The sequence below is a fragment of the Frigoribacterium sp. VKM Ac-2530 genome, assembly GCF_015350835.1.
Classification (GTDB): Bacteria; Actinomycetota; Actinomycetes; order Actinomycetales; family Microbacteriaceae; genus Frigoribacterium.
Window position 1 is genome coordinate 1,049,127 of sequence record NZ_JADKSE010000002.1, and the last position, 23,565, is coordinate 1,072,691.

20 protein-coding genes and 1 tRNA gene are annotated in these 23,565 nt (G+C 71.4%); 7 read left to right on the forward strand and 14 right to left on the reverse strand.

Annotated features, from left to right (window positions below; translation table 11 throughout):
* Positions 1–7: 7 nt before the first annotated feature.
* A complete protein-coding gene (locus ITJ48_RS13900; RefSeq protein WP_194614105.1) occupies positions 8–430 on the reverse strand; it encodes a VOC family protein in 423 nt (140 codons plus the stop codon).
* 121 nt (positions 431–551) lie between these two features.
* Here ITJ48_RS13900 and ITJ48_RS13905 point away from each other — a divergent pair, with 121 nt between their 5' ends.
* From ITJ48_RS13905 to ITJ48_RS13915, 3 genes are all read left to right on the forward strand, one after another.
* Positions 552–1,196 carry a TetR/AcrR family transcriptional regulator gene (locus tag ITJ48_RS13905; protein WP_194614106.1) on the forward strand — a complete coding sequence of 215 codons (645 nt, stop codon included), beginning with the start codon at positions 552–554 and terminating at the stop codon, positions 1,194–1,196.
* A gap of 104 nt (positions 1,197–1,300) precedes the next feature.
* Positions 1,301–2,158, forward strand: a complete 858-nt coding sequence (locus ITJ48_RS13910; protein WP_194614107.1) for a 3-hydroxyacyl-CoA dehydrogenase — start codon at positions 1,301–1,303, stop codon at positions 2,156–2,158.
* Positions 2,159–3,610: 1,452 nt separating this feature from the next.
* Complete coding sequence (locus ITJ48_RS13915; RefSeq protein ID WP_194614108.1) at positions 3,611–4,486, forward strand: aldo/keto reductase; 876 nt, start codon at positions 3,611–3,613, stop codon at positions 4,484–4,486.
* Positions 4,487–4,811: 325 nt separating this feature from the next.
* Here ITJ48_RS13915 and ITJ48_RS13920 read toward each other — a convergent pair whose 3' ends face one another.
* Complete coding sequence (locus ITJ48_RS13920) at positions 4,812–5,021, reverse strand: hypothetical protein (protein ID WP_194614109.1); 210 nt, start codon at positions 5,019–5,021, stop codon at positions 4,812–4,814.
* A 256-nt stretch (positions 5,022–5,277) separates the two neighbouring features.
* A tRNA-Ser gene (locus ITJ48_RS13925) sits at positions 5,278–5,368 on the reverse strand.
* Between the two features lie 214 nt (positions 5,369–5,582).
* Here ITJ48_RS13925 and ITJ48_RS13930 point away from each other — a divergent pair.
* Positions 5,583–6,458 carry an SGNH/GDSL hydrolase family protein gene (locus tag ITJ48_RS13930; RefSeq protein WP_194614110.1) on the forward strand — a complete coding sequence of 292 codons (876 nt, stop codon included), beginning with the start codon at positions 5,583–5,585 and terminating at the stop codon, positions 6,456–6,458.
* Positions 6,459–6,515: 57 nt separating this feature from the next.
* On the opposite strand, the gene ITJ48_RS16780 is transcribed toward ITJ48_RS13930, so the two are convergent.
* Positions 6,516–8,900, reverse strand: a complete 2,385-nt coding sequence (locus ITJ48_RS16780) for an Ig-like domain repeat protein (RefSeq protein ID WP_194614111.1) — start codon at positions 8,898–8,900, stop codon at positions 6,516–6,518.
* 296 nt (positions 8,901–9,196) lie between these two features.
* On the opposite strand from ITJ48_RS16780, the gene radA reads away from it, so the two are divergent.
* Positions 9,197–10,561, forward strand: coding sequence for a DNA repair protein RadA (gene radA, locus ITJ48_RS13940; protein WP_194614112.1), 1,365 nt, complete (start codon positions 9,197–9,199; stop codon positions 10,559–10,561).
* A gap of 14 nt (positions 10,562–10,575) precedes the next feature.
* On the opposite strand, the gene ITJ48_RS13945 is transcribed toward radA, so the two are convergent.
* From ITJ48_RS13945 to ITJ48_RS13960, 4 genes are all read right to left on the reverse strand, one after another.
* Entirely contained in the window at positions 10,576–11,046 is a 471-nt protein-coding gene (locus ITJ48_RS13945) for a dehydrogenase (protein WP_194614113.1), read from the reverse strand.
* Positions 11,047–11,049: 3 nt separating this feature from the next.
* Entirely contained in the window at positions 11,050–11,715 is a 666-nt protein-coding gene (locus tag ITJ48_RS13950) for a hypothetical protein (RefSeq protein ID WP_194614114.1), read from the reverse strand.
* Positions 11,716–11,826: 111 nt separating this feature from the next.
* Positions 11,827–12,363 (reverse strand): amino-acid N-acetyltransferase, encoded by a 537-nt coding sequence (locus ITJ48_RS13955; protein WP_194614115.1) that lies wholly within the window; start codon positions 12,361–12,363, stop codon positions 11,827–11,829.
* Between the two features lie 168 nt (positions 12,364–12,531).
* Positions 12,532–15,021: an ATP-dependent Clp protease ATP-binding subunit gene (locus tag ITJ48_RS13960; protein ID WP_146902288.1), complete on the reverse strand. Its 2,490-nt coding sequence runs from the start codon at positions 15,019–15,021 to the stop codon at positions 12,532–12,534.
* A gap of 287 nt (positions 15,022–15,308) precedes the next feature.
* On the opposite strand from ITJ48_RS13960, the gene ITJ48_RS13965 reads away from it, so the two are divergent.
* On the forward strand, positions 15,309–16,313 hold the full coding sequence (locus tag ITJ48_RS13965) for an NAD(+)/NADH kinase (protein WP_194614116.1): 1,005 nt from the start codon (positions 15,309–15,311) through the stop codon (positions 16,311–16,313).
* 116 nt (positions 16,314–16,429) lie between these two features.
* Here ITJ48_RS13965 and ITJ48_RS13970 read toward each other — a convergent pair whose 3' ends face one another.
* The gene (locus tag ITJ48_RS13970; RefSeq protein WP_228506913.1) at positions 16,430–17,374 is read right to left on the reverse strand and encodes a serine protein kinase RIO; all 945 of its coding nucleotides are present in this window, start codon (positions 17,372–17,374) and stop codon (positions 16,430–16,432) included.
* Positions 17,375–18,150: 776 nt separating this feature from the next.
* Here ITJ48_RS13970 and ITJ48_RS13975 point away from each other — a divergent pair.
* Complete coding sequence (locus ITJ48_RS13975) at positions 18,151–18,699, forward strand: hypothetical protein (RefSeq protein WP_194614117.1); 549 nt, start codon at positions 18,151–18,153, stop codon at positions 18,697–18,699.
* A 163-nt stretch (positions 18,700–18,862) separates the two neighbouring features.
* On the opposite strand, the gene ITJ48_RS13980 is transcribed toward ITJ48_RS13975, so the two are convergent.
* From ITJ48_RS13980 to lysS, 5 genes are all read right to left on the reverse strand, one after another.
* On the reverse strand, positions 18,863–19,888 hold the full coding sequence (locus tag ITJ48_RS13980; protein ID WP_192040547.1) for a sigma-70 family RNA polymerase sigma factor: 1,026 nt from the start codon (positions 19,886–19,888) through the stop codon (positions 18,863–18,865).
* Positions 19,889–20,273: 385 nt separating this feature from the next.
* Positions 20,274–20,474 carry a hypothetical protein gene (locus ITJ48_RS13985; RefSeq protein ID WP_123547471.1) on the reverse strand — a complete coding sequence of 67 codons (201 nt, stop codon included), beginning with the start codon at positions 20,472–20,474 and terminating at the stop codon, positions 20,274–20,276.
* A gap of 147 nt (positions 20,475–20,621) precedes the next feature.
* On the reverse strand, positions 20,622–20,975 hold the full coding sequence (locus ITJ48_RS13990; RefSeq protein WP_194614118.1) for a GntR family transcriptional regulator: 354 nt from the start codon (positions 20,973–20,975) through the stop codon (positions 20,622–20,624).
* Entirely contained in the window at positions 20,972–21,928 is a 957-nt protein-coding gene (locus ITJ48_RS13995) for a hypothetical protein (protein WP_194614119.1), read from the reverse strand. The genes ITJ48_RS13990 and ITJ48_RS13995 overlap by 4 nt, the downstream gene beginning before the upstream one ends.
* Before the next feature lie 90 nt (positions 21,929–22,018).
* Complete coding sequence (lysS, locus tag ITJ48_RS14000; RefSeq protein ID WP_194614120.1) at positions 22,019–23,557, reverse strand: lysine--tRNA ligase; 1,539 nt, start codon at positions 23,555–23,557, stop codon at positions 22,019–22,021.
* Positions 23,558–23,565 lie beyond the last annotated feature (8 nt).

A 23,565-nucleotide genomic window follows, 5' to 3' on the forward strand; every position in this document is an offset into this window, starting at 1 on the left:
CGACCGCCTACTGCGCGGCGGCGGCCTCCGGGCCGTCCGCGGCGGCGACCGGGTCCATCCAGCCGAGCTCGAGGACGTTGCCGTCCGGGTCGGAGAGCTGGCGTTGGTACATGAAGCCGAGGTCGTTCGCGGGGCGCTCCTCGACGCCGCCGCTCGCGAGCCCGGCATCGGTCATCTCGTCGACGCGGTCACGGCTGTCGACCATGAGCGCGGTCATGACCGAGACGGTCGTCGAGGGGTCGCCGGCGGGCCGGTCGGTGAACGTCTGGAAGAAGTCGCGCACCAGCAGCATGAAGGCGGCCTGGTCCTCCTCGACGACGATGCAGGCGGCGGCGTCGTCGCTGAACGCGGGGTTCTGGGTGAAGCCGAGCGCCGTGTAGAACGCGACCGCGCGAGGCAGGTCGGTCACGGGCAGGTTGACGAACATCATGGGGACTCCCTCGTCGGCGGTGCGCTGGTGCTCGCGATGGTCCTCCCGGCAGGGCTCGTCGTCAAGCACGCCACCAGAACGGGGTCTGGCCGCGGCCGCCGCCGCCTGGTGAGGTGGACCAGTGACCGACGTGCCCTCGCTCCCCCGCCCTGCCTCTCCCCTCGACGAGGACACCGAGCTGCGGGTCCGCGTCGTCGAGGCGGTGATCGTCGCGTTCCGCAGCCGCGCGTTCCACGAGACCGACGTCGACGTGGTCTCCGAGCTGGCCGGCGTGCCCGTCGAGACGGTGCGTGGGCTCTTCCCGAGCTGGAACGGCCTCGTCATGGCCGCCGTCGACCGGTGGAACGCCGAGCGCATGCGCCCGGTCATCCCACTCATGCACGCGCACGGCACCGTGCGGTTCCTCCGCGGCATCGTGGAGCGCAACGTCCACGACCCGTCGCTGATGCGCCTCCTCACCTCCCTGCTCAACGTCGCCGCGACGCCGGGGCACCCCATGGCGCCGACCCTGCAGCACGAGTGGCGCAAGTTCCACGCCCTGATCCTCGGCGGCCTCACCACCGACGTCGAGGTGGGACGCGAGCCGGAGACCATGGACCCGGTCCGCGGGGCCGAGCAGCTCATCGCCCTCTACGAGGGGCTGCAGATGCAGTCGATGGTGCGACCCGACATGGACCTGCTGGCCTCGTACGACCGGGCCGTGACGCGCCTCCGGGCGGGCTGGTCGCAGGACTACGTCGAGCAGATCTGGGACCTCGACAGCTGATCGCCGGTGGCTGTCCACCGACAGCTGCCGTCCGGTCGCGGAGGAGTAGACCTCGATGAGGCGGGCGCCACGAGGCGCGCCCCCCCTCGAGAGACAGGAACCCCATGACCACCTTCAGCCACGTCACCGTCGTCGGCGCCGGCGTCCTCGGCGCCCAGATCGCCTTCCAGATCGCGACCCACGGCGTCGCCGTCCGAGCCTGGGACGTCGACGACGACGCCGTCACGGCCGCCGAGGCGCGCCTCCGGTCGATCGTCGAGCAGTACGTCGGCGACCTCGGCGACGAGCACCGGCAGGCAGCCGAGGAGGCGGTGGCCGGGATCGCCTTCACCACCGACCTCGCCGAGGCGGTCGCCGACGCCGACCTCGTGGTCGAGGCCGTCCCGGAGACGCTCGAGCTCAAGCAGGGCGTCTACGCGCGGCTCGCCGCCGCGGCGCCCGAGCGCACGATCTTCGCGACGAACTCGTCGACCCTGCTGCCGAGCCAGCTGGCCGACGCGACGGGCCGCCCCGAGAAGTTCCTCGCGCTGCACTTCGCCAACCACATCTGGCGGCAGAACACGGCCGAGATCATGGGCAGCCCGCGCACCGACCCCGCGGTCTTCGACCAGGTCGTGGCCTTCGCGGGCGAGATCGGCATGGTGCCGATCCCCCTCCACAAGGAGCAGCCCGGCTACGTGCTCAACTCGCTGCTCGTGCCGTTCCTCGGCGCGGCGTCCGAGCTCGTCCTGCGCGGCGTCGCCGACCCCGAGACGATCGACGCCACGTGGCGCATCGGCACGGGAGCCCCGATGGGCCCGTTCCAGATCTTCGACATCGTCGGCCTGCGGACCGCCTACGCGATCTCGGCGGCCAGCGACGAGGAGGGGGCCCAGCTCTGGGCAGACCACCTCAAGACGAACTACCTCGACCAGGGCAAGCTCGGGGTCGAGTCAGGCGAGGGCTTCTACTCGTACCGGTGAGCGGTGGCGGTCCGGTGAGCGCTTCTGCTCGTACCGGTGAGCGCGCGGGCCGGGTGGTTAGAGCTGGGGCACCGCTTCGACGGAGCGCGGCCAAGTGGCCAATGGCAACTCGGCACAGGTGTTGGCGGCTTCGGCGGCCCATTGCAGCTCCCTAGGCCCCTCTGTGCGGAAGGTCGCCGAATGCGCACTAATCGGCACGGAGGAACCACGACGGGCTACCCACGACGCGGCCAGCCGACCGGATCGACCCAATGACGTTTCGCGCCGAGGACCCTTAGATCCTGCAGGTAGGCCAAGCGCTGCCTACGCTGCGTGCGGTGACAGCGAGCAGCGCAGAGCCCGACTAGGCTCCACCATCGGTTCACGGCGGGGAGGACTGCCGGCACCAGTGGGAGAGTGGAAGCGATCAGCAGAACAGCCTTCCCCGTGGAACCCGCTTCACTGACGAAGGTCGTTGAGACTCGGACGCCCAACCATGCAGCCCCGATTATCACCGCCCAGGCGGTCGCTTGGCGCACTACATGATCGAAAGTCGTCAGTGTGAGGCTGGCCCGGATGTACGCAGTGATCAGGGCCACTGCTACTGGCGCGAGCGAAAGCACACTCGCAACGAGAACAAGGCCGGACCTGAGGCCCGGAGTCGCGGGAACAGATGTCATGATGACCGCGACAGCAACGAGGTTCGCCAGGGCCCAAAAGATGAGCAGCAGACGTGCGACACGAATAAAGGGCACGCGTCGAGGGACGCCTCGTGCTCGGTACCGACGCAGGAGAGACCGTGATGTCTTCGCGCCGTCTCTTGCACGACGGCGCAGCTGCTTGCGAGTTCCAAATGTGCGCACACCGGTCCATGCAGCCAGGATGACAACGACGAACCCAGCCACGACTGATGACCACGCATGCCCCAACCCCTCCTCAGCTGATGCGGCTGAACCGATGAGTGTCAAGACGGCAGATGCCGACGCGAATCCAGCGATCACGTAGCCGAAGGCAGCGGCCGCCCGTTGGTCAACACCACGTGACCTGCTGCTCGAACCGAAGAGCCGCGCGATCAAGAGCGCGACGAGGACGCTGACGAGTATGGCTTGGAGCGCCAAGCTGTCATCGCCAACAGCCGCTCCGAAGGTCGATAAGCGCAGAGTCACCGCACTGACGTCGTTCCATTCAAGGTATGGGGCGAGAAAGGCTCCCGTGAGATACAAGACGACCAACGCTGAGATGCCGATGGCACCAAGACCGGAGGTGAGGGGCTCAACGCGTCGGCTGACGGGACGTACAACTCGCCAGGAAATAGGTGCCTTGCTCATTGGTGGCATCTTCGCAGAAGTCATCAGAGTTGAAGCCAGCCCTGCGCGCGGGACGAAGTCGCCACTCGGACATCCGTTGCGGTCTCTTCGAGGAAGTTAGACCAGGCACCAACGGACGACGCCGAGCGAGGAGCAGACTGCGTCCATGACCGACACCACCACGAACCGTCCCGCAGCCGCCTCCGGCACCTTCAGCATCGGTGGGGACCTTCCCACCACCCGCCTCGGCTACGGCACCATGCAGCTCACCGGCCCCGGGGTCTGGGGCGAGCCCAGCGACCGCGACGTAGCCGTCCGCGTCATCCGCCGCGCCGTCGAGCTCGGCGTGACGTTCTTCGACAGCGCCGACGCCTACGGGCCCGCCGTCACCGACGGCCTCCTCCGCGAGGCCCTCCACCCCTACGCCGACGACATCGTCATCGCCACCAAGGTCGGCAACACCCGCCAGGGCCCCGACCAGTGGACTCCCCTGGGCATCCCGGCCTACCTCCGTCAGCAGGTCGAGATGAACCTCCGCCACCTCGACGTGGACCGCATCGACCTCCTGCAGCTGCACCGCATCGACCCGAACGTCCCCCTCGAGGACCAGGTCGGCGAGCTGGGCGCGCTGCGCGACGAGGGCAAGATCCGCCACATCGGCCTCAGCGAGGTCAGCATCGACGAGGTGAAGGCGGCACAGGCGGTCGCCCCGATCGTCTCTGTGCAGAACCTCTTCAACCTGACCGACCGCTCCGCCGAGCCGCTGCTCGACTGGGCGACCGAGAACGGCCTGGCGTTCATCCCCTGGTTCCCGCTCGCCACCGGCGGCCTCACCGGTTCGGACAGCCCGCTCACGAAGCTCGCCGAGCAGCACGAGGCCACCCCGGCGCAGCTCGCACTCGCCTGGCTCCTCAAGCGCTCGCCCGCGATGCTGCCCATCCCCGGCACGTCGAGCATCGCCCACCTCGAGGACAACCTCGTCGGCGCGACCATCGAGCTCACCGACGCCGAGTTCGACGCGCTGACGGATGCGGTGAGCTGACTAGAGACTGCGTCTCGGATGCTCCCGGAGCACGCGAGACGAGAGAAGCCCCGGAACCCAGTGAGACTGGGTTCGCGGGGCTTTCTCGTGGCGGGCTGTTCGCGGGACCCGAACAGACCCGGAAACCGGGGGTTTCGCGAATCGGACGTTGGACGCCGTCCTCCGCGTGGCTGCCGAAGATCCTCCGACGAGACAGTCGACTCAAGGCGTGATCGCTCGAGGCAAGCTAGAGCACGCATCTCACCTGTCCAGATGCCGGCCCCTCGCCGGCGCCACACGCACGCCGAGGCGCGAGGACCAGCCCTTGCGCCTCGGCGCAACACCCCTACTTCTTGATGCGCGGTCTGACGAAGAGAAGCACCAGTCCGAGGATCGCCAGCACCGGGGCGACGACCCACATGACAGTCTCAACGGGCGTGATCCCACCCACACCTCCTGTTGAGTCCGCGATGATGCCACCCTGAAATGCGAGGGCGGCTGCCGCGAGGAGAATCGCGATCCCACTTGAGAGGAGAGCGACAGAGACGATCTTCATGGTTGCAGCCTTCTTGTTGGTGCCTGACATCTGATGTGAGGTGCTCACCAGTTGCAGAGATGGCTGAGGGGGTTCGAAGCCCAACCGGAGTTGTTGGCTCGGAACTTCTCGAGGCGCCTGAGTGCTCACCGCGCGGCTACATAGGGCAGCTAGGGCCCAAGCCGAGTGGCAAGCACGAAAAAAGGCCCCCAACTGGGGGCCTTTCTCGTGAGCTGAGTTTCGCGAACATTCTGCTTGAGTGTCGCGAACAGCCCTCTGGCGGTACCGGTGGGATTTGAACCCACGGTGGAGTCAACCCCCACACATGTTTTCGAGACATGATCCTTCGGCCGCTCGGACACGGTACCGGGAGAGAGCTTAGTACATCCGCGCCCCCGTGTCGAAATCCGCCTCCGGCCGCCGTGAACCGGCGGAGACTGCTGCCCCCAGGCCGGCAGCGAGCGCTTCGTGACGTTTCGCCGCGCCTCCTCGAAAGGCCGCAGATCGACACCAGAGACTCGAGCGAGGTCGATCTGGGGACTCTCGCGGCTCCGACCTGACCGCCGGGCGTACGCTCCCCGCATGCCCACCCGTCACCCCCTCGCCTTCTTCTCCGGAGTCGGCGCCACCCTCGCCGCGGGCGGGGCCCTCTTCGCCGTCTGGCGTCGCGCCCTCCGCAGCCAGCGCTCCGCCGCCGCGACCCTGAACGACCTGCTGCCGGTGCACTCCGCCTGGTGGCGCGACCGGTTCGACCGCAAGGGCAAGCTGCTCTACGTCGCTCTCGGCGACTCGACCGCGCAGGGCATCGGGGCGTCGAGCCCGGCGCGCAGCTACGTGGGCAGGTTGTCGGTGCGGGTCCGGCACGCGACCCGCACCTCCGTCCGGGTCGTCAACCTCAGCGTCAGCGGAGCCACCACGTGGCTCTGCCGCAAGGACCAGCTGCCGAAGCTCGAGAAGTACCAGCCCGACATCGTCACGGTCGCCATCGGGGCGAACGACATCATCGACTTCGACGCCGAGACGTTCGAGCGCAACCTGCGGCACATCTACGAGGCGCTGCCGGGCCACGCGATCGTCGCCGACCTGCCGACCATGTGGATCCCCGAGCGCGAGCACCGCATCGCCGAGGCGAACGCGATCGTGCGGCGCCTCGCCGACGAGCTCGGCCTGACCGTCGCACCCCTCTACGACACGACGCGCAAGCAGGGGCTCGTGCGGACGTTCCGCAACTCGGCGGGCGACCTGTTCCACCCGAACGACCGCGGCTACCGCGTCTGGGCCAGCGCCTTCGAGCCGGCCATCGCCGCCCGCGTCGCACGCATCGCCGCGGACCACGCCGTCACGGACGCCGACGCCAGCGTGCACGACGCCGCGACCGCGGGCTCGACGGCCCGCACCGCCGAGCGTGCGGCCGCCCGCGCCTCGGCCCGCGGCGCCGAGACCCTGCCCCGCAGCTGACCGGGCCCGGACCCCGCAGCTGAGCGGACCGGGTCCCGGCAGCCGAGGAGGCGCCTCCTACCGGACCGTCAGCGACGCGGCCTTCGAGGTGCTCCCGGCGATGTTCGCGTCGCCCGAGTACACGGCGACGACCGGGTAGTTCCCTGCGGTCCGGAATGCCGGTACCGACATGGTGACCTTGCCGCCGGAGCCCGCCGCGAGCGTGGCCGTGCCGATCGTGGCCGAGCCCGACTTCAGCGTGACCGTGCCGGCCGGGCTGACGACCCCGGGGACCGAGACCGTGACGGTGACCTTCGTGGCCAGCGTCCTCGAGACGGCGACCGTGGGCGCCGAGACGGCGGTGCTCGAGGGCGCCTTGCTGACGGAGAACGACAGCGCCGCGCTCGTGGAGGGCAGCGCCCCGGCCGCCGACGGGGTGAAGGCCGCCGTGATCCGGTGGGACCCGACGCCGGCGCCCGCGGGGGCGACCCACGACGCCGCTCCGCCCGAGACGGCGACCTGTGCCACGACCGTGCCGTCGAGGCTGAAGGCGACGGTGCCCGCGCCCGTCGCGGCGGAGCCGGCGGTCGAGACGACGGAGGCGGTGGCCGTGACACGGGACGAGGCTCCGTACACCTGCGAGGCGGCGTTCAGGCCGAGCGTCGTGGTGGTCGGCGCCTTGTCGACGGTGACGACGACGGTCGACGAGGCCGAGGCGGCCTGGTCGGCCGCGGCCGGGCTGAAGGTCGCCCGCAGCGAGTGCGCCCCCGGTGCCAGCGAGGCAGGGAGGCGGACGGTCGCGGTGCCGTCCTTCGCGACCGGCACCGTGGCGAGGGTCGTCGTGCCGTCGAGCACCGCAACGGAGCCCGACGCCTTGGCGCCTCCTGCGACCGCGACCGTCGCGGTGAGGGTCGCGGTCGTCGACGAGCCCCAGGTCTGGCGCGCACGGTCGGCGCCGAGCGTCGTCGTGGTCGCGGCCGTGACCTGCTTCGGGGCGGGCTTCGCCGTCGTGTCGCCCACGGGCGCGGTGCCGGTCGAGCTGCTGCCCGCGAGGCTCACGTCGAGCACGGCTCCGCCGGAGGGCGAGGTCGAGCGGACCGCGACGGTGAAGCCGCCGCCGGTGCTCGTGAAGCTCTCGCCGGCGTCGAGGTGCGTGTCGCGGCGCGTCAGGTCGCCCGCCTTGACGGGGCCGGCAGCCACGACGGCCGTCGAGACCGCGGAGCCGAACAGGGGCATGGCGCGCAGGACGCGCACCTCGCCGACGGCACGGTCGCCGTTCAGGGCGCAGCGCACCAGCGTGGCGTCGAGGGACGAGCACCGCGGCGTCGCGCCCCGGAACTCGGCGCTCGTCGCGTCGCGGCCGCTGGCGGTGCGGTACTCGACCCAGTAGGTGTCCCCGCTCAGCGGGTCGACCACCTGCACGGCCCGGCCGCCGGCCGTGTTCGCGGCGCCGTCGAGCGCGCCCACGGTCACCTGCTGGCGGGTGCCCGGCTCGCGGAGCGTCGTCGCGTCGGCCTGGAAGCCGGCCCGGAGGCGCTGCGGCGTCGACAGGTGCGGTCGCGCACCCGAGACGGAGTAGCCCATGATGTCGACGAAGTCGCCGTACTCCTCGACCGGGCAGGCCACGGAGGTGTCCTTGTCCGCCGCGTGCGCGTACTGCGAGAGGGGGGCGTCGACGGCGGTCGAGCTGCGGCACATGCCGGCACCCGCGTGGCCGAGGCCGAGGTTGTGGCCGAACTCGTGCAGCAGCACGGGGACGCCGAGGCCGGTGTCCGTGCCGACCGAGCTGAAGATCTCCCCGCCGCCGCCGCCGACGGTCGCGAAGGCGGCTGAGCCGCAGGTCTCGCGGGTCAGCACGAGGAGGTGGTCGTCGGTGCCCGCCCAGCGGTACGACGCGAAGGCACCCCCGAACGCGGTCGTGTGCACCGAGTCGAGCACGGCCGACGGGTCGCAGGTGGTCTTCGACAGCGACGTGCGCTCGATCCCGCCGAGGCGGACGTCGACGGTGCCGCCCGACTCCTCCCACCAGTAGTCGTGCAGCTGCTGGATCGCGGTCGTCACGGACGCGTCGTCAGGCGGCGTCGCGGCGTCGTCGGCGGTGGCCGCCGTGACGGTCGCGAGGCTCACCGAGACGCGGTGCACGACGGCGACGGGCGCTGCCGCGGCCGACTTCGTCGACCCCTGGGGGGCGGCGGCGGCGGCGGTCGTCGTCTGCTCCATGACCGCGGCCTCGCGCGTCGTGACCTCGACGGCCTCGGCGTGCAGGTGCGGCGCCGTGACGGGCGTCGTGGGCACGGCGATCATGTCCTCGGAGAGGTCGGGCGTCGTCGGGGCTGCCGCAGCCGTCGCGACGGTCGGGTCGGGCGCGGCAGCGTTCGCCGCCTGCCCGGCGACGCCGCCGCCGGTGACGACGAGGGCCGCGACGAGCGCGACGGAGGCACGGATGTATCGAGGGGTGGGCACAGGGAACTCCAGTCGTGCGGGAGCTGCGAGGTCGTCGGGACCAGGCGCTCGACGGCGCGCGGTCGTCGGGACCGCGCGCACGTGGCGAGGTCGTCGGGACCAGCCACGCCGCACGGTCGTCGGGACCGTGCGTTCACCGCAAGATTGATGCAAACACAACGACTTGACCGCGGGAGCCCCCCACAACGGGTCCGGCTCGCTCCGCGGACAGGCCACCGTGGTCGTACCCGGCCGGCCGTCCACAGCCGACACGAGGAGGCGCCTCCTCTGTCGGACGTCCCGCCTAGGCTCGCAGCATGCCTCGCCCCACCACCCCGCCCTTCCGCTGCACCGAGTGCGGCTGGACCAGCCTCAAGTGGGCCGGCCGCTGCGGCGAGTGCCAGCGGTGGGGCACCGTGGTCGACGTCACGTCGGCGCTGGTGAGCGCCCGGGGCACCGCCCCCGTGTCGGTCGGCGGCGACCGGGTGGCCCGGCCCATCACGCAGGTCGAGGCCGGGGCCGTCGCCTCGTGGCCGAGCGGCATCGCCGAGTTCGACCGCGTCCTCGGCGGCGGCATCGTGCCCGGCGCGGCCATCCTGCTCAGCGGCGAGCCCGGGGTCGGCAAGTCGACGCTGCTGCTCGAGGTCGCCTCGCGGGCCGCGGCGACCGGCGCCCGTGTGCTCTACGTGACCGCAGAGGAGAGCGCGCAGCAGGTCCGCATGCGGGCGCAGCGCACCGGGGCGATGCACGACAACTTGTTCCTCGCTGCAGAGGTCGACCTCGCCGTGATCCTCGGGCAGATCGAGCAGGTCGACCCGCAGCTCGTCATCGTGGACTCGGTGCAGACGGTCTCGTCGTCATCGATCGACGGCATCGCGGGCGGCACGTCGCAGGTCCGCGAGGTCGCGTCGACGCTCATCCGCGTCAGCAAAGACCGGAACCTGCCGGTGCTGCTGGTGGGGCACGTGACGAAGGACGGCACGATCGCCGGCCCGCGCCTCCTCGAGCACCTCGTCGACGTCGTGTGCCAGTTCGAGGGCGACCGGCAGACCTCGCTCCGGTTCATCCGGGCGCACAAGAACCGCTTCGGCCCCACCGACGAGGTCGGCTGCTTCGAGATGACGGGCGACGGCATCGCCGAGGTCGCCGACCCCAGCGGGCTCTTCATGTCGCGCAACGGCGCACCGGTCAGCGGCACCTGCATCACGATCGCGATGGAGGGGCGGCGTGCGCTGCCCGTCGAGGTCCAGGCGCTGATCGTCGCCAGCAGCACCCCGCAGCCCCGACGGGTCGTCAACGGCGTCGACTCGTCCCGGGTCGCGATGCTGCTCGCCGTGCTCGAGCGGCGGGCCGGCATCCGACTCGGCGACGCCGACGTCTACGTGTCGACCGTCGGCGGCATCAAGATCACCGAGCCGGGGGCCGACCTCGCGATCGCGCTGGCCCTGGCGAGCGCGAGCCGCGACGTCAGCTACCCGCACACCATGGCAGCGGTGGGCGAGATCAGCCTCGCCGGCGAGATCCGGCCGGTGTCGTCGCCGAAGCAGCGGGCGAGCGAGGCCCGACGCCTCGGCTTCAGCCAGCTCGTCGACGCCGAGTCGGGCAACCTGCGCGAGGCGCTGCGCCGGGCCTTCAGCGCGGCCAGCACGCCCCGTGAGCGCGAGCTCGACGGCGCCTTCTAGGCGCCGGCTGCCTGCTACTTCAGGGCCTTGAGCAGGTCCTCGGGGGCGGCGGCCATGGTGTGCGGCCCGGCGATGTCGAAGAAGACTTGCTCGAGCACGTCGAGGTGCACCTCCATGAACGCCCGCAGCGCGTCGGAGTCGTAGAGCATCACCTCGAGGTCGGGGTCGTCCGGCACCATCGCGGCGTATGCCTCCGCCGAGGAGAAGAGCAGCAGGATGCGCTTGTCGGTGTTCTCGCGACCGAAGACGCGCACCTGCTCGGCGGCGACGGAGACGGGCTCGGCCGAGTCGCGGTCGGCGAGGGCCGCAGCGTCGCCCGCAGCGTCGCCCTCACCGTCGCCCGCGCCCGCGACCCCGGCAGGGGGAACGACGAGCTTCGGCACGACGACCACGTCGTGCCGCAGGGCGAACGCGACGGCGGCGACGTCCTGGCTGGCCAGGGCCAGCTCCAGCGCCTCGGAACGGGGGGAAGCAGCTTCGGTCATCGCTCAGTTCAGGATCATGGGGGCGGAGTCGGCCGACGTGATGTCGCCGACGCTGACGGTCAGGCGGTACGTCGCGCCTCCTGCGGGCACGGCCTGCCGGGAGTCCGCGTCGCAGGTGTCGGTCGTCGACCGTGTCCTGTCCCAGGCGATGGCCGGGGTCGAGAGGGTCTGGCCGGCGGTGAGGGTGACGTCCTGGTCGGTGGGGTCGACCTGGCAGTCGGCGGACGACCACCACTGCTCCTCGCCGCTGGTCACGACGAGCTTCTGCTGGCCCGAGCCCAGGTTGATCACGCAGTCCGACGAGCCGGTGTTGGTCACCGACATCGAGATCTGCGGCAGCTCGGTGGGGGCGAACACCTGCTTGTCGACGACGGGGACGAGCTCGATGGCGGTCGCGGCGCAGCGGGCCCCGTCCTCGGCCGTGGCCTCCGTCGACGACGGATCGGGGGTCGCGTCGGCGGCCGGTGCGGTCGCTGCCGCCGAGGGAGCCGGGTCGGCGGCGGGGGTGCTGGTGGCCGCGGCACCAGGCTCGTCGCCCGAGGCGCCGGGCCGCACGACGATCAGCACGACGACGACGATCGCGACCACCAGGCCGAGCAGCACGAGGGCTCGGCGACGCCAGTACACCGAGGGCGGCTGCGGGCCGGTCGGATTCGTGAACGTCGACATGCGCACAGGTTAAGTGCTGGCCACCGCCCCGCGGCGGACGCTGGCGGCGTGTGCGCCTGGGAACTTGCGCCGAGCACGCAGGAGGCGGGCGTGCAGCCGGGCGGGACGCCGTCAGCCCGCGAGCGGCGGCAGCGCCTTGAGCATGCGCGAGTTGCCGAGGGTGTTCGGCTTGACCCGGGCCAGGTCGAGGAACTCGGCGACGCCCTCGTCGGTCGAGCGGACGAGCTCGGCGTAGACCTCGGGCGGCACGAGCCCGTCGTCGCCCACGTTCAAGTAGTCGTGCTTCTCGAAGAAGTCGACCTCGAAGGTGAGGCAGAACAGACGGCCGATCTCGAGGCGCCGCGCGGCACCCTCCAGCGAGTCGAGGAGGCGGTGGCCGACTCCCCGGCGGATCCAGGCCGGGTCGAGGGCGAGCGTCCGGATCTCGGCGAGGTCGTCCCACATGACGTGCAGCGCCCCGCAGCCGACGGGCACCCCGTCGGGACCGACCGCGATCTGGAACTCCTGCACGTCGCCGTAGAGGGTGACGAGGTCCTTGCCGAGCAGGATCCGCTTCTGCACGAAGGGCTCGCAGAGGCGCTGGATGTGCGGCACGTCGCTGACGACGGCGTCGCGGACGGTGATGCCGTGCTGGTCCGCGGAGGTCATGCCCCGAGCCTACCCAGCCGGGGGGCTTCCGCGACTGGCCGTCCCGGGGAGCCGGCCCGCGCCTCCTCCTCGACCGCCCCACGCACGCGAGAGGGCGGCCCGGCCGGAGCCGGACCGCCCTCTCGGCGGATCACAGGGAGCTGACGCTCCCGACGAGCTGGCTCGCGCCTAGCTCTCGATCTCGGGCACGTCGCCCACGAGCACCTCGTCGCGGCCCGGCTGACGGGTCGTCGTGAAGACGAACTCGCCGTCGACCCAGTCGACCAGCACGTGGTCGCCGGCCGTCAGGTCGCCCGTGAGGATGCGCTCGGACAGGCGGTCCTCCACCTCGTGCTGGATCGCACGACGCAGCGGGCGAGCACCCAGGGCCGGGTCGAACCCGATCTTGATGAGCTGCTCCTTGGCGGGCACCGTCAGCATGGCCGTCATGTCGCGGTCGAGCAGACGGTCGCTCAGGCGCTTGATGAACAGGTCGACGATCTGCAGCAGCTCGGGATTCGACAGCTGCGGGAACACGATGGTGTCGTCCACGCGGTTGAGGAACTCGGGCTTGAAGTGCTTCTTCAGCTCCTCGTTGACCTTGGCGCGCATGCGGTCGTAGCCGGTCGCGGTGTCGCCCTCGATCTGGAAGCCGACGGGACCGCCGGCGATGCCCTTCGAGCCCAGGTTGGTCGTCATGATGATGACCGTGTTCTTGAAGTCGACCACGCGGCCCTGGCCGTCGGTGAGGCGTCCCTCTTCGAGCACCTGCAGCAGCGAGTTGAAGATGTCCGGGTGGGCCTTCTCGATCTCGTCGAAGAGGACCACGGAGAACGGCTTGCGGCGCACCTTCTCGGTGAGCTGGCCGCCCTCCTCGAAGCCGACGAACCCGGGAGGGGCACCGAAGAGCCGCGAGACGGTGTGCTTCTCGCCGAACTCCGACATGTCGAGGCTGATCAGCGCGCCCTCGTCGTCGAAGAGGAACTCGGCGAGCGCCTTGGCCAGCTCGGTCTTGCCGACGCCCGTGGGGCCGGCGAAGATGAACGACCCGGAGGGGCGGTTCGGGTCCTTGAGGCCGGCGCGCGTGCGGCGGATGGTCTTGGACAGGGCCGCGATGGCCTCCTCCTGACCGATGACGCGCTGGTGCAGGGCCTGCTCCATGAAGACGAGACGCGAGGTCTCCTCCTCGGTGAGCTTGAAGACGGGGATGCCCGTCGCCTGGGCCAGCACCTCGGCGATGATGCCCTCGTCGACGGTTCCGCCGGCTCCGGCCTCGCCCGAGCGCCACTGCTTCTCGAGACGCAGACGCTCGCCGAGCAGCTTCTTCTCCTCGTCGCGCAGCGAGGCGGCCTTCTCGAAGTCCTGGTCCTCGATCGCGCCCTCCTTCTGGGCACGGACGCCGGCGATGCGCTCGTCGAACTCGCGCAGCTCGGGCGGTGCCGAGAGGATCGACAGGCGCAGGCGTGCGCCGGCCTCGTCGATCAGGTCGATCGCCTTGTCGGGCAGGAACCGGTCGCTGACGTAGCGGTCGGCCAGGTTCGCCGCCGACACGATGGCGCCGTCGGTGATCGAGACCTTGTGGAACGCCTCGTACTTGTCGCGCAGGCCCTTGAGGATGTTGATCGTGTGGGGCAGCGACGGCTCGTTGACCTGCACCGACTGGAAGCGTCGCTCGAGGGCGGCGTCCTTCTCGAAGTGCTTGCGGTACTCGTCGAGCGTCGTGGCGCCGATCGTCTGCAGCTCGCCTCGGGCCAGCAGGGGCTTGAGGATCGACGCGGCGTCGATGGCGCCCTCGGCGGCACCCGCACCCACGAGGGTGTGGATCTCGTCGATGAAGACGATGATGTCGCCGCGGGTGCGGATCTCCTTGGTGACCTTCTTCAGGCGCTCCTCGAAGTCTCCGCGGTAGCGGCTGCCGGCGATGAGCGAGCCGAGGTCGAGCGAGTAGAGCTGCTTGTCCTTCAGCGTCTCGGGCACCTCGCCCTTGACGATCGCCTGTGCGAGGCCCTCGACGACGGCGGTCTTGCCGACGCCGGGCTCGCCGATCAGCACGGGGTTGTTCTTCGAGCGGCGGGAGAGGATCTGCATGACCCGCTCCATCTCCTTCTCGCGGCCGATGACCGGGTCGAGCTTGTTGTCGCGCGCGGCCTGCGTGAGGTTGCGGCCGAACTGGTCGAGGACCTGGCTGCCGCCCTGCGCGCTCTGCTGCTGCTCGCCTCCGACGGCCACCGCCTCCTTGCCCTGGTAACCCGAGAGGAGCTGGATGACCTGCTGACGGACGCGGTTGAGGTCGGCGCCGAGCTTCACGAGGACCTGGGCGGCGACGCCCTCGCCCTCGCGGATCAGGCCGAGCAGGATGTGCTCGGTGCCGATGTAGTTGTGGCCGAGCTGCAGCGCCTCGCGGAGGCTCAGCTCGAGGACCTTCTTCGCGCGGGGCGTGAAGGGGATGTGGCCCGTGGGCTGCTGCTGGCCCTGGCCGATGATGTCCTGGACCTGCTCGCGCACGGCGTCGAGCGAGATGCCCAGGGACTCGAGGGCCTTGGCGGCGACGCCCTCGCCCTCGTGGATCAGCCCGAGCAGGATGTGCTCGGTGCCGATGTAGTTGTGGTTCAGCATCTTCGCCTCTTCTTGGGCGAGGACGACGACGCGACGGGCACGGTCGGTGAATCTCTCGAACATCTCTTGACTCCCTCGGTGGCGGGGTGGTCGTCGCCACCAGTACGCGGTCGGCACCCTCATTCGGCGCCGGTCTAGGGAGAGCGTAACCAGCGCCTCCCCCGCAGGTCATCCCTGTTCGCTGGGGGCGTGACACCCTGTGAACCAGGGGGACAGCCGGGGAGGCGCGGGCCGGGTCGACGGGCTCGGGCGCGGGAGGCGCGGGCCGGGTCGACCGCGTCGGGCGCAGGAGGCGCAGGCCGGGTCGGCGGCGTCAGCCGGGCGACAGGGGCGCGGTCTAGCCTCGCCTCATGGGCAACCTCGTCGTCGGCCTCGTGCCGCACCCCACCAAGTCGGTCCGCGACTCCGTCGACATCCTCTGCGGGTGGAAGCAGCGCGGCGAGCTCGCCGGCGGCCACGTCCGCCTCGTCGCGCAGGCCGCCGACGAGTCGCGCATGCAGGGCGGCGTCGAGCTGATCGACGAGCAGGAGTTCCGCGACACGGTCGACGTCGTCGTGGCCCTCGGCGGCGACGGCACGATGCTCGGCGCCATGCGGCTGGTCGCCGACCGGCCCGTGCCCGTGCTCGGCGTCAACTACGGCAACGTGGGGTTCCTCGTCGAGGTCGAGCCGCACGAGCTGCCCGCCGCCCTCGAGCGGCTCGCCGCCGAGGACTTCTCGCTCGAGCCGCACCACGCCGTCGAGGTCGTGCACACCGCGTCGGGCACCGAGAACCGGTTCCTCGCGTTCAACGACGTCTCGATGGCGCGCCGCCCCGGCGAGGGCGTGGTCACGGCCGACCTCGTGCTCGACGGCACGCCCTACGGCTACTACAAGGCGGACGCCGTCGTCGTCGCGACGAGCGCCGGCTCGACCGCCTACAACTACGCCGCGGGCGGGCCGATCCTGTCGCCCGCCGTCGCGGCGACGCTGATCACGCCCGTCGCGCCGATGTCGGGCATCGACCGCTCGGTGGTGCTCGGCCCGCTCGAGCAGCTGCGGTTCCAGATCGGCAGCGGCACGCACTCGGCGGCCCTCGAGGTCGACGGCCGCGTCGTCGCCGACGTGAGCGACGGCTGCGTCGTGTCGATGTCGCTGCGGCCCGAGGCCGGCCAGGTGATCCGACTCGACGCCGGGCGGCACGCCACCAAGGGGCGCCTCAAGCTCAGCCTGCTCGACCTGCCCCTGCGCGAGGACCAGCTGCTCGAGCTCGTGCCGAGCGACGTCCGCGCCAAGTTCAAGGCGCGCACGGCGCACCGCCGCGGGGCGGCCGGCGCCGAGGCGACCGAGGTGCTCTCGCCCACGCCGACCAGCTGACCCGCGCCTCCTTGAGGCTCGACCCGCGCCTCCTGCGGTCCCGGTTCCGGTGAACCGTCAGGAAGTGTCGCCCGGCAGGGCTGCCGCAGCACTTCGCGACGGTTCACCGCCGCCGCCTAGCCGAAGACCTCCCCCAGGGCCTCGGCGAAGAGGTGGTCGTGCGAGCGCTCGAAGCCGCGACGACCGAACCACTCGCAGACGTTGCGACAGTCGCGCTCGAGCAGCTCGGCGCCCTGCGGGTTGCTCGCCACGTCGACGAGCTGCGGCACGTCGATGACGACGACGCGTCCCTCGTGCACCAGCAGGTTGTAGGCGCTGAGGTCGCCGTGGGCGAAGCCGGCACGGGCCAGGACCAGGACGATCTCGGCGACCTGCTCGAACAACGGCCACAGGTCGGCGCCGTCGGCCCGCGTCTGCGCCAGGCGGGGCGCGGCGGCCGTGCCGTCGCCGATGAACTCCATCAGCACCTCCGTGCCCGAGATCTGCACCGGGTACGGCACCGGCAGGCCGAGTGCGTGCATCCGTCCGAGGGCGTCGAACTCCGCGGCGGCCCAGAGGCCCGCCTGCACCCGGCGGCCGTGGGAGGAGCCGCGCGCCATGGCGCGGCCGTCGCGCGTGTTGCGGGTGCGACGGCCTTCTCGGTACTGGGAGGAGCGGTGGAAGTCGCTCTGCTCCGGGCCGCGGTAGCGCTTGGCGGCGAGCAGCACGCTTCGGCCGCCGTCGAGGGGGCCGAGCTCGACGTCGTCGGGCACGGTGCGGTCGACGAGGAAGAGGTCCGCCTCCTTGCCCGACTTGACGACGCCGAGCTCGGTGTCGACGGCGGCGGCCGAGGTGACGAGCCAGCCCGGCCACGGACGAGGGCCGCGCTCGGTCGGCGTGGCCGCCGGCCAGGTCGACCACCGCTGACCGTCGTCGGGCTCGGCGGTGCTGAAGGCGGGGACGACGAAGTCGTCGGGGAACGGGGACGGGTGCGGAGTGGGTGACGGTGACGGTGAGGCCGTCGGTGGCGTCGGCAGCGTCGTGGACGGTGTGACGACGGAGTCGTCGGGGTGAGAGGACAAGCGGTTCTCCTGAGGAGGGGGCCGCTCATCGGCGCGCGCGAGGCGCAGCGTCTAGACGGCGACCCGGGTGTGAGGGGGGTTCGCGTGCGCGATGACGTCGACCATGCTCATCACCCCTCTCGTGCAGCTCCTGCGGCGTGCGCTGGTGTGCGCTCGCTCGTCCGCGCCCACGGTACCGCCGCCGCGCCTCCCCCACCACCCCTCCTCGCCCCGTCCCCTCTCCCACCCTTTCGCCCGAGAACGAGAGGCCTCGAATCGATCTCGCGCGCGTCGAACACGTCGATTCGGGGCCTCTCGACCACCTCGGGCGTCGTCCCTCCCCCACGAGCGAGCTGCCGTGCGACCCACCGCGGGGACTGGAGACGCCCCCGGGACCATTCCGCGCTCGCCAGCATGAGGACGTGCCCCTCGCCCCTCTCCCCTTCTCGTTCCGTTCCCGCGCCTTCGTCGTCGCAGACGCACGCAGGGCCGACGTGGGCGAGGGGCGCCTCCGCAGCCTGGATCTCGCGGCTCCTCACCACGGCGTGCGCGTCCCTGCGCACCTGCCCCAGACGACGGTGGTCGATCGCGCGCGCGCCTTCGGACCCCTGATGAGGCCTGCCTGGTGCTTCTCGCATCTCACGGCCCTGGCCGTGTGGGGCCTTCCCCTCCCGCTCTGGGCCCAGCGACACGACACCCCGTTGCACGTCGCGAGTCACCGCGGACACGGTCCGCGGAGGCCAGAGGTGGTCGGCCACCGCTGGGGCGGCCCTTCTCGCCGCGCAGGGGTCCTCGTCGTGGCCGGCCTGCAGGTCGTCGATCCCGTCACGGCGTGGAGACAGGCGGCGCCGTGGCTGACGGAGGACGAGATCGTCGCGGTGGCTGATGCCCTGGCCGGACGGTGGTCCCCGTACGCGGACGCACGGGAGGTGCCGATCAGCGCCCTCGTGTCCGCAGTCGAGTGCTCAGAGCGCACGCGCGGTACGTCGGCCCTCCGACGTGCGCTGCCGCTCGTCCGTGCGGATGTCGAGTCACCGAAGGAGACCGAGCTGCGGCTGCTCCTCGGGAGGGCGGGGCTGCCGGAGCCGGAGGTGAACGTCCGGACCTACGACGACGACCACCTGTACCTGGGCAAGCCCGACCTGAGGTGGCCGCTGGTCAAGGCGTGCGCTGAGTACGAGGGTGACGAACACAGGACCGATGCACGCAGGTACCGGAGCGACATCAGCCGCCGGGAACGCTTCGCCGACGCAGGCTGGCGGATGGCCCGAGTGACCGAGGACGATCTCCACGGGGCCGCGAGCGAGCGGATGATCGCGCGGTTCCGCCGCCTCCTCGACTGTTGAGAGGCCTCGAATCGACCTCGGGCTAGCTGGTGACGTCGATTCGAGGCCTCTCGACCGTGTGCTGCGAACAGCGGGGACGACAGAGCGAGGGGTGGGGACGACCGAGGGCCGCCTCCCCGGGTGAGCGGGGAGGCGGCCCTCAGGCACTGCAGGTCGGACCGGCCTACTGCAGGTAGAGCTGCAGGTCCTGGCTGACGGCCTTCGCGAACATGCGGAGGCGGGCACGGCTCTCGACGCGCGAGACGGCCTGGCGCGAGCTGTGCACGCGCTTCGAGATCTCGTCGAGGGTCATGGGCTGGTCGTCGTCCAGGCCGAAGCGCATGCGGATGACGCGGGCCTCGTCCTCGGGGAGCGTCGCCACGAGGGCGTGCATGTCGCGGTTCAGCAGCGAGTTCTCGGTCGCGGCCGTGGGCGAGGGGGTCTCCTCGTCCTCGATGAAGTCGCCGAGCTCGCTGTCCTCGGCGTCGCCGACGACAGTGTGGATCGAGACGGGCTCGTGCGAGCGCGACTTGAGCTCGACCAGGTCGGCGACCTCCATGGCGACCTCCTCGGCCACCTCCTCGACGGTGGGCGCACGGCCCAGGTCGACGGTGAGGTCGCGCTCGGCACGCGAGATGCGGTTGATGCGCTCGACCGTGTGGACGGGGATGCGGATGGCACGCGCCTTGTCGGCGAGGCCGCGAGCGATCGCCTGGCGGATCCACCAGGTGGCGTACGTCGAGAACTTGTAGCCCTGCGTGTAGTCGAACTTCTCGACTGCACGGACGAGGCCGAGGTTGCCCTCCTGGATGACGTCCATGAAGGGGAGGCCGCGCTGCGTGTAGCGCTTCGCGATGCTGACGACCAGGCGGAGGTTCGCCGTGATCATGCGGTCCTTGGCACGCTCACCGTCGTGCTGCAGCCAGCGGAGGTCACGCATCATCTCGGCGTGCGCCTTGGTGCGGTTCTTCTTGACGGCGTCGGCGGCCTGGAGCTCCTTGAGCTTCTCGCCGGCGAACAGGCCGACCTCGATGCGACGCGCGATCTCGGTCTCTTCTGCGGCGTCGAGCAGCGGCATGCGGCCGATGTGACGCAGGTAGTCGCCGACCTGGTCGGTGGATGCACCGCGGACCTGGGACAGGACCTCGACCTCGGGCTCATCGGTGGTGTCTGTGGTGGTGTTGCGCGTGGTGACGGATGTGATCGTCATCGTTCTCTCCCTGCTCGAGGTCTGACTGCTGTCATGTCGAATAGTTCGTGAAGCTCTTCGGCGTTGTCACAAGTCTGGCGCGGGGCGGGGTCTCGGGAGAAGTCGCTGAGGCCCTTCGCAAGGCAGTTCTGTGCGTGCGTACAGGGTTTCGAGCCATTCGGGGGACGGGGGAGACCAGGCTTTGACGTGCGGGGCCTCCGGGTGTATGACGCGAATCGGGCCTGCGGGGTACAGTGCGTGCCGTTCGCCTGAGCCGGGGGCAGCAGACGGGGTACACGGACGCCTCCGACGCCCTGGCAGCGGCATTCCCGGGGTACAGCGAACGCCCGCCGACAGGGTCGACGGGCGTGCAGGTGAGCCGCAGGCGGAACGTGCGGAGCGAGGCTCAGGAGGCGCGGGTCGCGCCGGCCTCGCCGCGCTCGAGGGCCTCGGCCCGCTCGCGCTCCTCCGCCTCGATCTTCGCGTAGGCGGACCGCTCGGTCCGGTCGGCCCGCAGCAGCGAGCGCACCACGAACCAGAAGATCAGGCCCACCACGATCGTCGGCGTCACGGCGAAGATCGCGGCTCCCAAGAAGGTCTCTGGCATGCGTCGAGGATAAGCCAGACCCGCGGCCCGCGCCTGAGGATGCGTCGAGGCCGAACCACCTCGCCGGGCGACCGGTGCGCAGGAGGCGCGGGGCGCCTCCTGCAGGAGGCCCCGGCCGCCAGGGGGCCGCGTCGGGCGACCTCGCCGTCAGGCGGTCCCCTCGAAGGCCGAGTCGACCAGACCACGAGCCGTCGCCGCGTCGACTCCGAGCCGACGCAGGCGCGCCACGAACTCGGCCGCCGCGGACCGCGCCTCGGCCTCGGGGCCGTTCGCCGTGACGAACGTGCCGTGCCGACCCCGCGTCTCGAGCACGCCGGTCTGTTCGAGCTCACGGTAGGTGCGGGCCACCGTTCCGGGAGCGATGCCCAGGTCCTCCGCGAAGCGTCGCACCGTCGGCAGGCGTGCACCGGGCACGAGCTCGCCTGAGCCGACCGCGGTCAGCAGCTGCTGCCGGAGCTGCTCGAACGGCGGCACGGGAGAGCGCTGGTCGATGACGATCACGCGCGACGCTCCGCCCCGGGGGCCGCAGCGGCGCCGGCCGTCGCCGGACGGTACGGCTCCCACAGGGTCCGCCACCAGTGCAGGTGCGGCCTCGTCGTCGTGGCCCAGACCGCGAGCCCGATCGCCAGGGCGAGGGGCACGATGAAGCTGAGTCCGAGGACGCCGACGACGACGTTGCCGAGGGAGCCCGGCCCGCCCCCGCTCGCCGCGTCGCCCAGCACGATCATCGATCCGACGACGCCCACGAAGCCGAGGACGACGGGTGCCGTGACCAGGTCGCGCAGCGCCATCGACCGGAGCGCATCGTCCCAGGCGAGGTCGAGCTCGGACATCGCGGGCTGCCCCCGGTCGACGAGACGTGCCATCGCCACCTCCGTCAGCACCAGGCCGACGACCGCGACGAGCACGCTCACGCCGGCGACGCTGGTCGCCCACTCGCCCGGCGACAGCGGCGCGAAGGCACCGCCGAGCCCCGTGACCGCGACGATGCCGCAGACGACGAACGCGGCGAGCGCCAGCCCCGTCACCAACCGCGGGCCGATGCGCTCGGACGGACCGACGTAGTCCGAGACCCGAGGAGGCGCCGCACGCGCGACGCGGACCGCGTCGGTCGCGGGACGGGGCACGGCCACCGCTGCAGCCGACGCCGCACCGACGCCCATGCCGGCGAACCCCGAGACGAACACGACGGCCGGGGCGACCGGCGAGCCCTGCAGCTCGGGCACGGCGAGACCCACGGCCAGGACAACGACGAGGGCGAGGCCGCCGCCGAGGCCGACGCCCCACGCGCGGCGACGCAGCCGGGCGCGCACGAGCGGCTCGACCTGCGGCGTCAGCGGGAGCGACATGCGGGCCGCGACCTTGGCGAGCTGCTTGCCGTTCCGCCCCGGCGACGCGGCGTCGACGGCCACGGTGACCAGCGAGGCCACCAGGAGCAGGTAGATCCAGATCATCAAGCGCCTCCTCGTTGCATCAGGTTCGTACCAATGTACTGATACAGACGCGGAGAAGCAAAGCCCGATCGAGGCTGCCGCCCCGCGCCCCTACTTGACCAGCGGGAAGAGGATCGTCTCGCGGATGCCGAGCCCGGTGATCGCCATGAGGAGGCGGTCGATGCCCATGCCCATGCCGCCGCTCGGCGGCATGCCGTGCTCGAGGGCGCGGAGGAAGTCCTCGTCGAGGCGCATGGCCTCGGCGTCGCCGCGGGCCGAGAGGGCGGCCTGCTCGACGAAGCGCTCGCGCTGGACGACCGGGTCGACGAGCTCGGAGTACGCCGTGGCGAGCTCGAAGCCGCGCACGTAGAGGTCCCACTTCTCGACGACGCCGGGCTTCGAGCGGTGCTGGCGGACGAGGGGGCTCGTGTCCACCGGGAAGTCGACGACGAAGGTGGGGCGGTCGAGCGAGGGCTTGACGAAGTGCTCCCACAGTTCCTCGACGAGCTTGCCGTGCGTCTCGTGCGGCACGACCAGGTCGACGGTCGCGGCGAGGCGCTGCAGCTCGGACACGGTCGTCAGCGGCGTCACCTCGACGCCCGCGGCCTCGCTGAGCGACTCGTACATGGGCACGCGGGCCCACTCGCCGCCGAGGTCGTACTCGGTGCCGTCGGCGAGCGTGACGAGGTGGGTCCCCGCGACGGCGAACGCCGCCTCCTGCACGAGCTGCTGCGTGAGGCGGGCCATCTGCTCGTAGTCGCCGTAGGCCTGGTACGCCTCGACCATCGCGAACTCGGGCGAGTGCGTCGAGTCGGCGCCCTCGTTGCGGAAGTTGCGGTTGATCTCGAAGACGCGGTCGATGCCGCCGACGACGGCGCGCTTGAGGAACAGCTCGGGCGCGATGCGGAGGAACAGCTCGGTGTCGAACGCGTTGCTGTGCGTCCGGAACGGACGCGCCGCCGCGCCGCCGTGCATCGTCTGGAGCATCGGGGTCTCGACCTCGAGGTACTCGTGCTGGTCGAAGGTGCGGCGCAGCGACGAGACCGCGGCGGCGCGGGCGCGCACCGTGGCGCGGGCCTGGTCGCGGACGATCAGGTCGAGGTAGCGCTGACGCACGCGGGTCTCTTCGCTGAGCTCGCCGTGCAGGTTCGGCAGGGGCAGGATCGCCTTCGAGGCGATCGCCCACTCGCTCACCATGATCGACAGCTCGCCGCGCCGCGACGAGATGACCTGCCCCTTGACGAAGACGTGGTCGCCGAGGTCGACGAGGTCCTTCCACTCGGCGAGCGACTCGTCGCCCACCTCGGCGAGCGACACCATCGCCTGGATGCGCGAGCCGTCGCCAGCCTGCAGCGCCGCGAAGCAGAGCTTGCCGGTGTTGCGCGCGTGCACGACGCGGCCGGCGAGGCCGACCACCTCGCCGGTCTCGGCGCCCGCCTCGAGCTCGGCGTGACGCGCCCGCACGGCGGGGATCGTGTCGGTCAGCGGGACCCCGACCGGGTACGCGTCGCGCCCGGTCTCGAGCAGCCGGGCACGCTTCTCGAGCCGCACCTGCTTCTGCTCGGAGGCCTCGCGAGCCGCCTCGGCCGCGGCGGCGGCCACGGCGGCCGCGTCGTCGGAGGGGGTGGTGGTCTCGGGGGCGTCGGTCATGTGCGGGG

Excerpts from the sequence above, each read along its gene's own strand:
- ITJ48_RS13900 (WP_194614105.1), bottom strand. The coding sequence starts at position 430 with ATGATGTTCGTCAACCTGCCCGTGACCGACCTGCCTCGCGCGGTCGCG.
- ITJ48_RS13910 (WP_194614107.1), top strand. The coding sequence starts at position 1,301 with ATGACCACCTTCAGCCACGTCACCGTCGTCGGCGCCGGCGTCCTCGGC.
- ITJ48_RS13915 (WP_194614108.1), top strand. The coding sequence starts at position 3,611 with ATGACCGACACCACCACGAACCGTCCCGCAGCCGCCTCCGGCACCTTC.
- ITJ48_RS13920 (WP_194614109.1), bottom strand. The coding sequence starts at position 5,021 with ATGAAGATCGTCTCTGTCGCTCTCCTCTCAAGTGGGATCGCGATTCTC.
- ITJ48_RS13930 (WP_194614110.1), top strand. The coding sequence starts at position 5,583 with ATGCCCACCCGTCACCCCCTCGCCTTCTTCTCCGGAGTCGGCGCCACC.
- radA (WP_194614112.1), top strand. The coding sequence starts at position 9,197 with ATGCCTCGCCCCACCACCCCGCCCTTCCGCTGCACCGAGTGCGGCTGG.
- ITJ48_RS13945 (WP_194614113.1), bottom strand. The coding sequence starts at position 11,046 with ATGACCGAAGCTGCTTCCCCCCGTTCCGAGGCGCTGGAGCTGGCCCTG.
- ITJ48_RS13950 (WP_194614114.1), bottom strand. The coding sequence starts at position 11,715 with ATGTCGACGTTCACGAATCCGACCGGCCCGCAGCCGCCCTCGGTGTAC.
- ITJ48_RS13955 (WP_194614115.1), bottom strand. The coding sequence starts at position 12,363 with ATGACCTCCGCGGACCAGCACGGCATCACCGTCCGCGACGCCGTCGTC.
- ITJ48_RS13960 (WP_146902288.1), bottom strand. The coding sequence starts at position 15,021 with ATGTTCGAGAGATTCACCGACCGTGCCCGTCGCGTCGTCGTCCTCGCC.
- ITJ48_RS13965 (WP_194614116.1), top strand. The coding sequence starts at position 15,309 with ATGGGCAACCTCGTCGTCGGCCTCGTGCCGCACCCCACCAAGTCGGTC.
- ITJ48_RS13980 (WP_192040547.1), bottom strand. The coding sequence starts at position 19,888 with ATGACGATCACATCCGTCACCACGCGCAACACCACCACAGACACCACC.
- ITJ48_RS13985 (WP_123547471.1), bottom strand. The coding sequence starts at position 20,474 with ATGCCAGAGACCTTCTTGGGAGCCGCGATCTTCGCCGTGACGCCGACG.
- ITJ48_RS13995 (WP_194614119.1), bottom strand. The coding sequence starts at position 21,928 with ATGATCTGGATCTACCTGCTCCTGGTGGCCTCGCTGGTCACCGTGGCC.
- lysS (WP_194614120.1), bottom strand. The coding sequence starts at position 23,557 with ATGACCGACGCCCCCGAGACCACCACCCCCTCCGACGACGCGGCCGCC.